Source organism: Micromonospora sp. NPDC048830 (assembly GCF_043198215.1).
Lineage (GTDB): Bacteria > Actinomycetota > Actinomycetes > Mycobacteriales > Micromonosporaceae > Micromonospora.
On the sequence record NZ_JBICUP010000046.1, the window covers coordinates 1 to 14,429 of the forward strand.

11 protein-coding genes and 2 pseudogenes are annotated in these 14,429 nt (G+C 66.2%); 5 read left to right on the forward strand and 8 right to left on the reverse strand.

Annotated features, from left to right (window positions below; all coding sequences use genetic code 11):
- Window positions 1–144: 144 nt before the first annotated feature.
- The gene (gene gltX / locus ACGFIZ_RS28275) at window positions 145–1,554 is read right to left on the reverse strand and encodes a glutamate--tRNA ligase (protein WP_393424350.1); all 1,410 of its coding nucleotides are present in this window, start codon (window positions 1,552–1,554) and stop codon (window positions 145–147) included.
- A 408-nt stretch (window positions 1,555–1,962) separates the two neighbouring features.
- Between gltX and ACGFIZ_RS28280 the strand changes: the two are divergent.
- The 4 genes and pseudogenes from ACGFIZ_RS28280 to ACGFIZ_RS28295 all read left to right on the forward strand — a co-directional run.
- Window positions 1,963–2,121 (forward strand): annotated as a pseudogene (locus tag ACGFIZ_RS28280) (hypothetical protein); the annotation flags it as partial.
- A gap of 15 nt (window positions 2,122–2,136) precedes the next feature.
- Window positions 2,137–2,588 (forward strand): annotated as a pseudogene (locus ACGFIZ_RS28285) (SitI3 family protein).
- Window positions 2,589–2,836: 248 nt separating this feature from the next.
- Window positions 2,837–4,363 carry a hypothetical protein gene (locus ACGFIZ_RS28290; protein ID WP_393424353.1) on the forward strand — a complete coding sequence of 509 codons (1,527 nt, stop codon included), beginning with the start codon at window positions 2,837–2,839 and terminating at the stop codon, window positions 4,361–4,363.
- Window positions 4,364–4,605: 242 nt separating this feature from the next.
- Entirely contained in the window at window positions 4,606–5,559 is a 954-nt protein-coding gene (locus ACGFIZ_RS28295; protein ID WP_393424356.1) for a hypothetical protein, read from the forward strand.
- Between the two features lie 123 nt (window positions 5,560–5,682).
- Here the strand turns inward: ACGFIZ_RS28295 and ACGFIZ_RS28300 are convergent, their stop codons facing one another.
- From ACGFIZ_RS28300 to ACGFIZ_RS28325, 6 genes are all read right to left on the reverse strand, one after another.
- Window positions 5,683–6,807, reverse strand: coding sequence for a reverse transcriptase family protein (locus tag ACGFIZ_RS28300; protein ID WP_393424359.1), 1,125 nt, complete (start codon window positions 6,805–6,807; stop codon window positions 5,683–5,685).
- A gap of 201 nt (window positions 6,808–7,008) precedes the next feature.
- Complete coding sequence (locus ACGFIZ_RS28305) at window positions 7,009–7,389, reverse strand: DUF6933 domain-containing protein (RefSeq protein ID WP_393424476.1); 381 nt, start codon at window positions 7,387–7,389, stop codon at window positions 7,009–7,011.
- 101 nt (window positions 7,390–7,490) lie between these two features.
- A complete protein-coding gene (locus ACGFIZ_RS28310) occupies window positions 7,491–7,763 on the reverse strand; it encodes a helix-turn-helix domain-containing protein (RefSeq protein WP_393424362.1) in 273 nt (90 codons plus the stop codon).
- Between the two features lie 407 nt (window positions 7,764–8,170).
- Window positions 8,171–9,226: a Swt1 family HEPN domain-containing protein gene (locus ACGFIZ_RS28315; protein WP_393424365.1), complete on the reverse strand. Its 1,056-nt coding sequence runs from the start codon at window positions 9,224–9,226 to the stop codon at window positions 8,171–8,173.
- A 198-nt stretch (window positions 9,227–9,424) separates the two neighbouring features.
- Window positions 9,425–9,808, reverse strand: coding sequence for a hypothetical protein (locus tag ACGFIZ_RS28320; protein ID WP_393424368.1), 384 nt, complete (start codon window positions 9,806–9,808; stop codon window positions 9,425–9,427).
- 8 nt (window positions 9,809–9,816) lie between these two features.
- A complete protein-coding gene (locus ACGFIZ_RS28325; protein WP_393424371.1) occupies window positions 9,817–11,358 on the reverse strand; it encodes a hypothetical protein in 1,542 nt (513 codons plus the stop codon).
- A 304-nt stretch (window positions 11,359–11,662) separates the two neighbouring features.
- On the opposite strand from ACGFIZ_RS28325, the gene ACGFIZ_RS28330 reads away from it, so the two are divergent.
- Window positions 11,663–13,042, forward strand: a complete 1,380-nt coding sequence (locus ACGFIZ_RS28330; RefSeq protein ID WP_393424374.1) for an IS1380 family transposase — start codon at window positions 11,663–11,665, stop codon at window positions 13,040–13,042.
- Between the two features lie 261 nt (window positions 13,043–13,303).
- Here the strand turns inward: ACGFIZ_RS28330 and ACGFIZ_RS28335 are convergent, their stop codons facing one another.
- Window positions 13,304–13,771 carry a hypothetical protein gene (locus tag ACGFIZ_RS28335; protein WP_393424377.1) on the reverse strand — a complete coding sequence of 156 codons (468 nt, stop codon included), beginning with the start codon at window positions 13,769–13,771 and terminating at the stop codon, window positions 13,304–13,306.
- Between the last annotated feature and the right edge of the window lie 658 nt (window positions 13,772–14,429).

The window sequence follows — 14,429 nt, forward strand, 5'->3', positions numbered from 1 at the left end:
GAATAGAAGCGTCAGAACTCCTATCCTTCCAGCTCAGAGGGCACTTTCTATCTCCGGGGTACCACCGCCCCGACACTCATCGGTGGATAGAGGCTCAGCCCCGAACGCGGTACCGCCCCGGCGCGTCGCGTCTCCTGAGGACCCCTATCCGAGTCGGGTGATCGCCGCCCGGAGCCGGTTCGTCGTCCGCTCACGGCCGAGGACTTCGAGAGACTCGAACAGCGGCAGACCGATGGTCCGGCCGGTCACGGCCACCCGCACCGGCGCCTGCGCTTTGCCCAACTTCAGCCCGCGAGCAGCGCCCAACTCCTCAACGGTCCGCTTCAGCGAGTCGGTATCCCAGGCCACCGTCTCAAAGGCGGCCACCACTTCGCCGAGCAGACCCACAGCCTCGCCCGTCATGGCCTTGGCCCAAGCCGCCTCATCCGACGGCGGCTCCGGCAGGAACAGGAAGTCCACCATCGGGACGATCTCGCCGAGTACGGCAACCCGGGTCTGCGCAAGCGGTGCGACAGCAGCGAACGCGGCCTCGTCGTAGTCCCCCGGCCGCCACGGCGCGAACTCACCGCGCAGCCACGGCTGGCAGGCGGAAATGAACTCCTCCACGCTCATCGCCCGGATGTACTCACCGTTGAAGGCGCGGAGCTTCTTCACGTCGAAGAACGCTGGCGAAGGGTTGACGTCCGATAGCCGGAACTCGTTCATGATGTCGTCCCACGGGACGATCTCGCGGTCGCCGGAGGGCGCCCAGCCGAGCAACATCAAATAGTTGCGCATCGCGTCTGCGAGGTAACCCTCGGCGCGGAAGTCCTCCAAGGCGACCCGGTCGCGGCGCTTGGACAGTTTCTGCCGCTTCTCGTTGACCAGGATCGGGGCATGCGCCCAGACCGGGGGCTCGTGCCCGAGCGCCTGCCACAGCAACTGCTGCTTGGGCGTGTTTGGCAAGTGCTCCTCGGCGCGGATCACATGGGTGATCCCCATGACCATGTCGTCGACGACGTTGGCAAGCAGAAACACAGGCGACCCGTCACCGCGGGCAACGACGAAGTCCTCGATCGTCGCGTTGTCGAAGGTCGGTTCGCCCCGGACCAGGTCTCGCACGACCGTCTGCCCCTCATCGGGGACACGGAACCGCACCGCGCGGCCCGGCGCGGAGGCCAGGCCACGCTCCCGACAGAAGCCGTCGTACCCCTTGTGCTCGCTGCCGGTGCGGCCCACAACCTGCTCCCGAGCGCAGTCGCAGTAATAGGCGCGACCAGCGGCGAGAAGCTTGTCGATTGCGTCGCGATGGTGCTGCACGAAGGCGGACTGAAACAGCGGCCCTTCGTACTCGTCCGGCCCGCAGCCCAACCACGCCATCGCGTCGAGGATGCCCTGCACCCATTCCGGCTTGCTGCGTTCGGCGTCCGTGTCCTCGACCCGCAGCACCAACGTGCCCCCGGACTGCTTTGCCAGCACCCAGTTGTACAGCAGCGAGCGGGCATTACCCACATGGAACATCCCCGTCGGCGACGGGGCGAACCGAACGCGAACGCCGGAAGGAGAGGACGTCATGCACGCAGCGTACCCATCGATGCCAGCCGGCCCGTCGGCATATCCACCAAAACGGTGCGGCGCCAGGCCGATGGCTCACAGTTTCGCGGTCAGGGCATCAAGATGCTCCTTGAAAGCGCCGACCAGGCTGTCGAGGAGGAGCCGCCCCTTCTCAGCCGAACCTGCCGACGACGTGCCGATCACCCCCGAGTCTGTGTATGCCGCCATACGGTGCACCAAGAGCAGCGCCCGAGATGTACGCCGGGAGGTGCTGATCCTCCGCTTCAATCGCCAAGCCGTGGGCACGGTCCAGGAGCGGTTCGGCCCGTGCCGGGCTGCGGCCGTTCATCTCGAACCAGCTGAGAAACTCGGTCCACCGCGCCTCGGTATCAACAAACGCAGCCGATCGCCTCCAGTCGCCTTCTTTCGAGCCAACAGACCCAACGCGTGGTGTTGAACCTGCGGGACTGGCGCGGTGACCTCGCCGCTCTGCAGAAGCAGTTCGACGACTGGCCGATCGAGCACCTCAAGGAACTGGCGGCGGTGACCCGAAGCGGTGCGATCATTCAGGTCGTCCGGCGAGACTGAGAAGGCAGGCAGCAGGTGGGTATCGAATACCGGCTGACGCTGGCGGGTGAGATCCCGCTGGAGCAGGTCGCCTCGGTCGTCGCCCCTGAAGGCGTCGAGGAGTCGGCACTGCCCGGCTACCCTCGGCTGCTCAGCGGCGGCCTCGAGGACGAACTCGGGTACACCATCACCGTCTCCGGGGCAGCCACGGTTGCTTCGACGCCGAGGACAACGACGGAACCCAATGGGAGTGGGAACCAGACGTGTACGTCAGCGTCGTCTTCCACATGCGCAAGAACGACCAGCCCGAGGCCGCGATCCCCACCATGGTGTCGGCTGTTGGCCGCGCACTCGCCAGCCAGGAGGAAGACGCCGCGCTGGTACTGAACGGAAACTGGCTACTGCTCACGCGAGTCGCCGGGACCGTACGCAAGCACCGACCGTCGTGGTGGGACAACTACGGCATCGGCGACATGATCTCCGAGTGAGCGGACCGCTGTTCCCGACCGGTATGCCAACCAGGGCGAGCACGGTCACTACGACTTACCGTCCGCGTGACGTGGCTGATCGACCCGCGCCAGTACCGACCCGCATCCGTTGTCCTCGATACCGATCGCCTCCCCGGCTCTCAGCCGCGCCTCCGTTGCGGCTGACTGCGGGAAGTGAGACGACCGCGCCTGGCCACTGTGCGTGTCTAGCCATTGCGCTGGGTGTATCCGCCGGGCACGGTTATCTGATGCAGCGCTGGGATCGACTGAACGAGCGCCAGGTGGATCTACTGCGTCGGATTGCCGACGGCGACGATCTCAGTACAGCCGAGGGTGTTCCTCATCGAGGGTCCGCCCGTGCGCTGCAGAGTCGGCGCTTGGTGGACATCACGCGCAAGGGCGGGACGTGGCGAGCGACGGCCACGGAGTCGGGCCAGTTCTACCTGCAGCACGGGTTCCACCCCGAGGACCCCGCCCACGTAGCCAGGCCGTCGCCCACGCAGTCAACCGCAGGCGGGGCCGGAAGGCAGCCGGCAGCCGGCAGCACGGCGTCGGCGACCGTTACCTTGGCGCAGCAACTCATCGACCAGCTGGCCCAAGGTGACGGTGTCGTCCGTATCGAGGAACCCGATGAGCAGACCCGGGCGCGATACCGGCGGGCCATCCACGCGGCGAAGCAGCACAAGCTCGTTCCGGACGGATGCGAGCTTCGGCACACCGGCCGCGACAGAGGTGACATCGTCGTCAGGCTCTACGACAAGACAAACGCCGCCAGCAACGGGTGGGACGCCTTCCGGATTGCCTCGCGGCACCAAACCACGATCGACGAGGAGATCGTCGCAGCGCTCCAGAAGAACCCCTCGGCGCTCACCGTCTCGGCCGATCTCCTGCCCCGGGCGTTGGAGTTCGTGCGCTTGCTCGCTGGGGCAGCCCGTAGCCGCGGGCACCGTCTGGTCGTCAACACCAAGGGCGCCCGACCCACACTGTCGCTGCGGCTGGAGAAGTCACAACGCGCGGTGAGGATCAGCGAGGAGTACGACGAGGTCCCGCACGTACTCACCAATGACGAGCGGCGGCGCCAGAAGCGGCAGCCCTGGATCTCGTTGCCCGAGTTCGATCGGGTGCCGAGCGGCCGTCTTGTCCTTGAGGTCAACCGCGCCGGCTATGGCAAGCCAGACACATGGAAGGACGACAAGCGCACCACGCTCGAGAGCCGCGTCCACAAAATCATCAAGGAGGTGGAGGCGGGATATCTCGCCGACCAACGCGAGCACGAGGAGCGGGAGCGCGCCCGCAGGGAGGAGACGGAGCGCTGGGAGCGGCGGAAGGCCGAAGAACGCGCGCAGTGGGAGCAGGTCAAGGCCACCGCCACGGTCCAGGCCGCAGATAAACTGCGCACGGACCGGTTCCGTGCCGCGTTCGACAACTGGGTGGCGGCGGACGCCATCCGAAGCTTCTGCACCGCCCTCGAAGCTTCCGCCTTAGCAGACGAGGCGTCCGTAGAGAATCTTGAAGAGTGGGTGGCCTGGGCGAGGAACAAAGCCGACCGCCTGGACCCCACGATCAACCCGGCAATGCTCGCAGAGGTGGACTTCGACATCACGCCAAGGCCAAAGGACCTGGCGCCGTTCATGGGTGAGTGGAGCGCAGAGAGGCCGGAGAAGGCGTACCGCTCGGAGGAGACCCGCACCCAGTACGCCGATATCCTTGCCTACGAGAAGACCTGGCACCACGGCATGCGCGGCAACCCACAGGCATGGCGGTGGCGCAGCTGAAACGGGTCCGGCAGAGGGCAGCACGGTAAACGGCCGCAGCGCGAAGGGCATTCGCACACCTCACGACACCCAGAGGCGCACGGCATGGCCCCCTGCGCGATCCCGCTGGCTCCATCACGGGGTGAGATCGATGTGCCACGTCCGGGTTGGCATCCAGCAGCCGCCCCGGCGAGCGCCCGGGCACTGAGGCCCGAGGCGGGAGGCGGGGGTGCGGGTGGAGCTGCCCGTTCGTTGGTGAGACTGTGAGCGTCCGGGGAGAGCTGACAACCGCCGCCGAGCGGCGCAGGCGAAATCGCGAGCAGCGGCGGGAGATCCTTCGCCGGCTGGAAGAAGCGGCGGCGGGTCCTCCGCCGTTCAGGGTGACCCTTGCCCAGGCTCGGGCCAGGTGGCCGGAGTGGGAAGCGGCGCACAACGACCGGCGCGAGAAGGGCCGCCGTGCCGCCATGGAGAAGTTCGGCCCGATCGTGGCCAAGGTCCTCCTCGACATCCACCTACCGGAGCTACCGCCGCCAACGGAGGTCGTTGCCTACGCCCTCCAACCCGAATGCGGGCACGAGGACTTCTGGCTGGTCAAGCGCTCCGACGCACCCAAGCCACCACCCGAGCGGGCCCCGTGCCCGATCTCTTGGTCGTGTCAGCTCAACGACGGCAGGACAGTGGTCCGCTATATCGAGCCGGGTGAGCCCGAGCCGGAGCACGCCGGGTTCGGCATGACGCGATGGTCGGTCACGCTAGCCTGCGGGCACGAGAGCGACGTGTTGCGCATGGAGGACGAGGAGTCCCGTGCCGGCGACTTCATGGTGTGCCGCACATGCCCACGGGACGATCCCGACTCTGATGTCGAGATCGTCGCGCTCGGCGAACGCCTTCCCGACGTGATGGTCCAAAACTGGAAGGTGGAACTGAGCTGCGGGCACCTCGGCACCGACTACTTCATCCCGGTCAGCTTCCAGCATGATCCCGCCGCATACCGAGCCCAACACCCCCACCACAAGGGGCTTCACTGCATCGACCAAGCATGCGACCAGCGAGAAGTACGCAACGTCCGGTGGCTTGGAGTGCTGGGGAAGATCCGCACGCCGAAGCCGGCCCCTGCGCCATTGGACCCGGTTGCTCTGGCCGCCAGTGACCTGAGGCGACGCTTGACCAGGCAGGAGCGGCAAGCCCTCATCCGCGAACTCCAGGAGGATACTTAGCGGCGATGCGCCCAGGCGCGACGTCCTCGGCTGGCGTCCGTGGTCGGGGCGGGAGGTGGATGGTGGGAAGGCGCTGGCTGAGTAGGTTCGCGACTCGTGCCGGTTGGCCGGATCCGGCCCGGGCTAATGTCCGGCTTCGCCGGCGTCCAGTTCTGCTGGGGCCTGCCGCGTCGCTGTGGTTGATTGGCTGCGTGGTGCGGTGAGTGCTTGGTCCAGCAGTCTGGCCAGCTTGGCGGCGCGGGTGGGGTGGTGGTGCGCGATCCAGGCGACGCGTCCGGTGAGGTGTTCGGCGAAGGCGGGGTGGCCGGCGTGGTTCTGTGCCTCAAGGCCGGTGCGGGTAGCGTTGTGGAGGATGGCGCGGAGCCGGTCGTATTCGTCGCGGGATGCGGCGGGCCGGTGGTTGACGACGAGTCCGGCGAGGAGTTGCCGGTCGGCTTGGCCACGGACGCGGGTCTTGTCGGGGTGGATCCGGAAACCCTCGTCGCGCACGATCGCGGTGACGGCGGTGATGAGGTCGCGGGTGCGTCGGGTGGTGAGGCCGCCGGAGAAGGCGAGGTCGTCGGCGTACCGGGTGTAGGTGACCGCGAAGGCGTCGGCGAGGCCGGCCAGGCGCCGGTCGAGGCGGTAGGCGCACAGGTTCGCCAGCGCGGGTGACGTCGGCGCGCCCTGCGGCAGGTGGCCGGCGCGCAGGGCGGTGAGTCGCGCCGGCCGGTGTGGCAGGTCGTCGGGTGCCTGGCGTAGGACGGTGTGCGGGGTGCGGGGGGTGCACAGTCCGGTGAGGGCGTGGGCGACGGGTTCTGGGTAGCCGGCGGTGCGCAGCAGTCCGTACACGCGGGTGGCGGGGATGTGGGTGAAGAAGGCGAGCAGGTCGATCCGGACGACGACCGGCTGCCCGGCGTGGACCGCGGCGAAGGTGTGCGCCGAGCGGCCGGGTACGAAGCCGTGCGCGGCGGAGTGCACCGGGATCGGACCGAGAACCTCGGCCAGGATCCGCCGCTGCAGGGCACGCAGCCGGGGCTTGGGTGCCTCGATGAGTCGTCCTCGGTCGGTCCACCGGTAGCGGTAGTGGTGCAGCCGCTGGTCGGTGGCGCGGCGATTCAGTCCGCGCCGGTCGGCGTACCAGTCGAGGTGTTCGATGTTTGTGGTGTGGTGCCGAGGTGAGGGCTGCGTCCCCGGGGTTACCCCGGAGAGACTATGACCGCGCCCCACCCAGGGGAGCGGTCTGGTCAGCTCGGAACACGCCGCCATCCACGCAGCTTAATGAGTCCCGGACCTGGCATCGGCAGCTGACGTCCCAGGGCGGGTCGGCGCCCTCGTGAATCGCACAGCCCTCGGTGTAGGCGACTGCGGTCGAGAAGTCGTCTCGGATCAGGTACATGCGCGGGTGTCGCGCCAGGTTGGCGAACAGGTCGCGGTAGTTCGTGATCGTCACCGGCATGCCCATGATCTTCACGAGCTGATCTGCCGCACGGTGGCCGCGAGCTCCCGATCGGGTCTGACGTGACGCTGGTAGAGCGGGCTACACGGTGTCGCAGCCAGCCGAACAGCAAAATCAAGAAGGTCCGGCTTGGCAGCGTGGCGCCAGGTGTCGGCGAGGAAGGCGAACTCGGCCATGATGCCGACGACGCTGCGGCTGGCCACAGGCGCGATCCGCCACTGACGCATCTGGTCGGCCTCGCCTCGGATCACTAGGTCGGGCACCCTGTGGGCGGCGAGCACGTCGCCGACCTGGTCGGCGACCCGTGCCGGCATGGTGGCGGCGGGCGCGAGAGGCATGAGCGCCGGTAGCAACGTGCGCTCGTTGACAAGCAGGCGAGATCGGAGCCGCAGTCAGGTTGCCGTTCAGCGGCGAAGCCCCGGCATCAGCCGAGGCTCCGTGACGTGCACGACAAGCTTGAGGGCAGCGCAGAGGCGCCTTCGTGCCCCTCGCGTCAACTGAGGGTCACGCATTCGCCGTCGAATTCGGCGACGAACTTAACCTTGCCGCCGAGGGCAGCGATGTACCGGGCGACCGTGCCGACCTCAGCCTTGGGCAGTTCGCCGCTTTCGATGGCGGCGACGCGCGGCTGTGAAACGTTCATGCTGTCGGCAACCTGCTGCTGAGTCAGGCCGCGCCTCTCGCGCATCTCACGCAGTCGCGCTGCGCGTACCTCGCCGCGCATGCGCTCCTTGTGCTGCTCAACCTTGTCCTCGTCGAGGTTCATGCGGGAGCGGACATCCCGCCAGCTACGCGCCATCAGTGCTGTCCCTTCAGCTCTCGCAGATGCTCGGCGAACTTCTTATGTCTGCCGCGATTCGCGCGCCACATAACGTGAGCGTGGGCGGTACGCCGGCAGGCGCCCGGAACTGCCGAGTTGAGCGCACCGGATCATGGCAAAAATAAAACCCTATAGGGTCTGCACTGTCAAAGGGGCACCGCTTCACGTCAATTCTGCCGATTCTGGAACGGTCACGCTTACAACATCGACACCCCGCACGCTTCAGTTGTGCAGTTATCGGACTATCCGCGGGTGGGTGGGCTCGCTACGAAAGAGTCAGGATGTCAAATGCCTGGCCATACATACGCCGGGGAGTGGACCGGGTACGACGTGCCGGATTCGATCCGGTGCTCCTACACGCTAAAAAACGAGCAAGGCATGTCGGACGTAAGGAAGCACAGAGGACTGCCCGGACCCAGCACATACTCCGGCCACTCCTGAGCAAGGCGTTCGTTTTCCGCAGTCCGGTCGTCCATATCTGAGATTTTTTGTAGCGAGTTTGGCGCCCAGTCGATAAGGCGTTGTATCGTTTTACTTACCCGCCGAGCGCCAAGAACGGCCGGAATGGTTATGCGGATGCTAGTATTGAACGACTCCAGGCAGATGTGGACAACGTCACCATGAAGGTGCTGAGTGTCCTGCAGAAAGCGGCGGTAGTCAAACCCGCGCCTGTCTAATCCCCTTATATTCACATCATAGAGGTAGCCCTCCTGTCCAGAGATGCGGCCACTTGCAGAGGTCGTCCGCCACGGCCGTCTTATTGCATTAATGGCCACGGTAAAGGCTTCGCCTGACCCCACGGTGCCGGACATCGCCCACTTCCGCTTTTCGACCTCAACGAAGGGGAACTGGTTGAGCGGGTGAAATCGCTTGACGACGGGATCTCTGGTCGGGGGCAACACGGGTATTTCTCTGTTGTAGCTGGTGCAAAATTTCCAGAACCCTTGGTCGATATCGCGCAAAAAACGGAGGACGCGGTCGAGATCGTCGCCGTGGCCGAGTCGGAAGTGTGCCACTCTATTGCGGATCTGCGAGACCTCCTCCAGCTTGGACGCCCACAGATTCTGTGGCGGCAGGTAGGGCTCGAATAGCTTCCAGTTGTTTGCGACTGTCTTCAATAAGACGCTAAACGTTACGTAGCTGATCGGGTTCTGTTCTGGCGTCGGCATGTGAGTCAAGCGAAGGTCGTTGGCTAGCGTATGTCCCGGAAGCGCTGCAACCTGCTGCTGCCAGCTGTTCCCGAAGGCCGCCCGCAGCTCGACGTAGACCATCTGCCGTAGCCATGTTTCGAGCTGCCAGAGTCGCGCATAGCTAGCCATGACGCGCCGCGGCACGTCCGGTGCTACTTCAAGCGTTAACTCAAGAAGGTCATGGTCGGGCGGCGCGACGGACTGCTCGTCAGGCTCCATTACTTTCTCCACGGCGATGACTACTAGCTTCTGCACTAACCGGCGCCCTGCGGGCACGTACACCGTTTCCGATGGGTGGCCGTGTTGATCTGACAAGGCAAGTACCACTTGCCGCATTCCCCGTGCTCCGCCATGATGGCGAGGCGGAGCATTGTTCTGCACTTCGCGGCCAGTTCGGCCGCGTCAGCGATAGTTACCTCAGGGGTTCTCCACGGTGAACCATCGGTCTTTACGGATTGACGAGTCGTAGCGGTGGTGGCGGCGCTTGTATTGCTGAAGCGCTGCGTGCCATTGGCTGAGGACGAGGACCGCGTCGCTGTTTTGCGGGAGGGTCTCTTCGTCGAGCATGTCGACGAAGGCATGGCTGGGGTCCTTCTCGATGACCTTGCTGAGCTCGCTGAGGAGACGATTGAGCATTTTAATCTTGAGGGCGTTGACGATGCCATCCTGCTTTTTCTTGGACAGCTCGGTCATCTCGCGGTGGGCGGCCTCCAGCATAGGAACGAGCCGGTCATAGGTCGCTGCCTGCTGGTCGGTTGGTGACGGCGAGGAGCCGTCGTTTGGATGAGCGGTGCGGGGCATGTGTTCTCCTACTTCGGGAGGCGGCGGGTGAACTCGACGTGTTTCTTGCGTAGGGCCTCGATGGGGCGCCGTCCGGAGTCGAGCAGGGCAACCATGAGGTCGAGGTCGGAGTCGTCCAGGCACAGGACCGCGCGGCGTTTGGACGAGTGCAGGTCGACGATGTTGCGCTGGACGCGGGTCTTCGGCGGGTTGCGCGCGACAAGGACGCCGAAGCGGCCCATATCCTCGTCGTCGAGGTAGCGGTAGAGCTGATTGACGTGCTCCGTGTCGAGCTCTGCGACGTTCTTGAGCTCGAAGACGAGCTGGCGCGCGCCGTACTGGTCCCGGAGGTCGGTCAGGAACGGTGTCTTGCCGTCGTTGTGGAAGATGACGTCCCGGATGTGGGCGCCGCTGATCGTTCGTTCCTGCTGGCCGGCGAGGTCGAGCTCGGGGTAGAGCACGGAGGACAGGACGTCGAACGCGAGTTCCTCGAACTTCTTGTCCGCTCCGTCGCTGCGGCCGGTCGGCAGCGCCTTAATCTCCGAGACCTTCTTCTTGACGGTCGCGAGTCTGAGCGGCGTGAAGAGCGGGTCTGGGGCGCACGCGGCGGCTGCGGCCTCCCGCTCGGTGACGTAGCCGCAGACGGTGTCGAAGTGCGCACGGTTGTAGGCGAGCACGTCCTGCTTGGCGACGGTCCTGCCCGTGCGGCCCGGCGGCAGCACGAGCGGTGCGTAGGCGGTGCGGTAGTAGTCGCCGTAGTTGATCCAGGGCAGCCGGCGGAGCAGGTTCAGCGGCGCGAGTAGGACGGGCGAGCCGTCGGAGGGGTTGTGCGGAAGGCGGGCGTCGAACGGTCGCCAATCAAGCGCTGCGGCGTCCCAGCCCAGGAGGCGGCGGGGGGTCGTCGGGATTCCCCAGTCCTCGCAGCGGCGCTCGGTGAACTCGGTGAGCCAACGCTTGATGACTGAGGCGGTCAGGTCGCTGATGCGGTCCTCGGCGATGCCGGGCACGAGCAGCGAGAGAACCTCCAGGTGGTCCAGGCCAGCGGCTTGGAGCTGCGGGACCTGTTGGAACGTGCGGACGATGCCGTCGATGGTGCCGGGACCGAGCGCTGAGCCCCGCTTGGTCCCGGCGGCGTAGCCCAACCCGAGCTCGACCGGCTCACTGACCTCTGACAGGAGCATTCTCGCTCGCGTGGCCCGCCCGTCGGCGGCGTGCTTGCGGACTTCGTCTACGAAGCCGAGCAGGTCGGCGTGAAGCCGTTGGTACTCCGGGTCGTCGGACTTCCAAAGCAGGAACGGGTCGAGATAGAGCGGGAGGTCCTCGCGCAGGTGGGGAACGACGAAGTCCACCTCGTCCTGCCGGATCACCAAGCCGAAGACGTCACTCAGGCGCGGGTTGACAATACCGGCGGCGGGATCCACCTTCTCGCCGTCCGTCACCACGTCGCCCAGCCTTTCGTCGCTTCCCTGCATGGCTACGCTAACGGAGAGCCCCGACACTTTTCGGCGCCCCCACCCACGCTCCCCGGAGTCTTGCGCTGGATTCTGGATCCCGCGCGAGTACTCACCCACCTACCTGTCGGCGTACAGGGCTTGAGTGCAGAGTAAGTACGGCTGCAAGTGCACACCGCGCGGAGTTCGGTCTGCGTCCGGCGACTGGCCCCCTGAATCTGGCGACGATCCAAGTCGGTAACATTGCGTGACGGGTGTTGCTGAGCCAGTCGTTCCTCGACGTGCGGATCTAGCCTGGGCGATTCATGGTGATCGTCAAGATGCGCCGCTGGTCGGCGTGTAGATAAGCGGAAGTGCCTCTGATGCAGGGGAAACTTGTGATTGCGACATCTACAGGTTTCTCTGCAGGGGAGGCACTTCCGAGGTGCAGTCTACGGCGTGGTCGAAGGATCTGCGGGTGACCGCGGACGGTGCCGGTGTGGTGTCGCACGCCGGATCGGTGTTGCTGCGGATGCTGGCCGATCGGGCCGGGTTGACCGGGGCGTTGTCGGCTGCTGTGGCGCGGCGGGGTCGGTGGCCGGTGCACGACCGTGGCCGGGTGTTGGTCGATCTCGCCGTGTTGATCGCCGACGGCGGGCAGGCGATCGCCGACATCGACGTGCTGCGTCACCAGGGCGAGGTGTTCGGGACGGTGGCCTCGGACACCACGGTGTGGCGGATGCTGGACGAACTCGGCCCGGTGCAGCTGCGCCGGATCGCCGCCGCCCGGGCACGAGTGCGGGCCCGACTCTGGCGGATGTTCGGCGGCCCACCGGCGGCAAGGGCGGCCGGCCGGGAGATCGGCGCCGGGGTGGTGGTGCTGGACGTCGACTCCACCATCGTGATCGCGCACAGCGACAAGGACGGCGCCGCGCCGACCTACAAACACAGCTTCGGTTTCCACCCGATGCTGGTGACCTGCGACAACACCGGTGAAATGCTGGCGGTCACGCTGCGGCCGGGCAACGCCGGCGCGAACACCGCCGCCGACCACCTCGACGTGCTCACCGACGCCGTCGCGCAGATCCCCGCCACGCACCGGAAGCGGCTGCTCATCCGCGCCGACAGCGCCGCCGCCACACATGCCGTGCTGAACTGGCTGACCGGACGCAACAGCCCGCGCCGGCAGGTCGAGTACTCGATCGGCTGGTCCATCGGCGAGCCCGAACGCGCCGCGATCACCACCCTGCCCACCGCGGCCTGGACACCGGCACTGGACGCCGACGGCGGCGTGCGCGAGGGCGCGCACGTCGCCGAACTCACCGGGCTGCTCACCCTGGCCGGCTGGCCGCCCGGGATGCGCGTCATCGTCCGCCGGGAACGCCCCCACCCCGGCGCCCAACTGACCTTGTTCGAGCACCGCGATGGCTGGCGCTACACCGCGTTCGTCACCAACACCACCACCGGCGCCCTGCAGTGGCTGGAGGCCCGACACCGCGCCCACGCCCGCGTCGAGGACCGGATCCGCTGCGCCAAGGACACCGGCCTGGGACGGCTGCCATCACGCGAGTTCGCCATCAACGCCGCATGGTGCACCGCAGCCGCGATCGCCGCCGACCTGATCGCATGGCTGCAACTCATCGCCCTCGACGGCGACCTGGCCAAAGCCGAACCGAAACGGCTGCGCTACCGAATCCTGCACACCGCCGCCCGACTGGTGCACGGCCAACGCCGCCGCTGGCTACGCATCCCGTCCACCTGGCCCTGGGCCGAACAGATCACCGGCGCGTTCCACCGGATCGCGGCCATCCCCGCCCCCGGCTGACCCCGCTCAGCCGCCGTCCCAACAACCCGGAGGACCCCAGGAGACCACGCCCGCCGCCGCGACAGACGGCCCACCACCATGCCCGGAACCCCACAACATCGATCAGCAGCGATCAGAGTCGCCGGGCGGAACGAGCCGACGTCAGGCGCAAATCGTCGAGGCTAGTCGATGAGCGCGCACCCGGCAGAGGCAGCGGCACCGCTCACCACGAGCCGATGACGCCCCCAGGGACCGGGAGCCTCGTCCGCGCGGCGGCAAGCCTTACACCTGTGGCTGGATGAAGAGGGGTCGGACGAACCGCGCCTCTTCGGGATCGGCGTGAAGGTGCCGACGCCAACCGAGAGATGACCAGAAGCCGTCGGCACCCTCGGAGAAGGCCACGAGCCGACGGCCTGGGTAGCTGTTGTGGAGGAGGTCGATGACAGCGCGGCCGATACCGCGGCCTCGGTGATCGTTGTGCACCTCAATGAACTGGATCTCGAGTGCGGTGGCTCCAAGTGGCGGAACGTCGGCGTAGTGATCGATTATTCCAACCTCGTTGTCCAGATGAACCCGCGCAACCTCGTTGTTGTTCTCTAGGACTCGCAGAAAGATGCTCTTGGAATCGAGGTAGACGGGGCCATCGTACCACCATTGGTTGTTAAATCCGAGGCCCGCTTCCTCGTACGTGAACGGGAACCAAAGCCGCTCGCCCACTGGACGATCGAGTTCTACCAGAGTGAGGCTCATGCCGTGATTCTGCCTCAGGAAGAGTTACCGATGATCAGGTGGGGAGCCGTCTCGTCTTCTGGTCGCTGACGGTAGCCGCCTGACCGGCGTTTTGCAGGCCCGCTTCGCCCTGATCATCAGAACACCGCACATGCACAAGTAGCCGCAGACCGCGCCTCGCAGAGTGCAGACGGCTGACGGGTGGCGGCGCGCGGATGTGCCGAGTTGAGTGCGCCCAACGACGCCGAAGTCAGTCGGCACATTGGTCTCATGCGGTAGCCCAATGCGCCCGGGGATCAAACCACCCACGCCCAGGAAACCAAGCGATGCACCTTCCAATCGGACTTGCCCACGCCCAAACATGGGTGATTTCACCCGGTAGAGGTGGCGCCTGGTCCGGCAAGCTGTCGTAGTCCTCGCTTAAGCTGTGAAGTGCCGGCCAGGGGGTGCTGAATGTTAACCCTACAAAAGCGTGACGTTCAGATGCCCCCGTTGCCGCCAATTTTCGTCGAACGTCGCCTCTTTCCGGCGCTTTCAGGAACGCACCCAGCCAAGCGTTGAACGCTGGCCAGTCTTGCTTTGCAGGCCCTCCCACCCCCTGAGGATATAAAAGAGCCTTCGGCTGCTCTCCGGGCTGCGCCGGTCGGGACGCGAGCTGCACGACACCCAAGGTGACGAG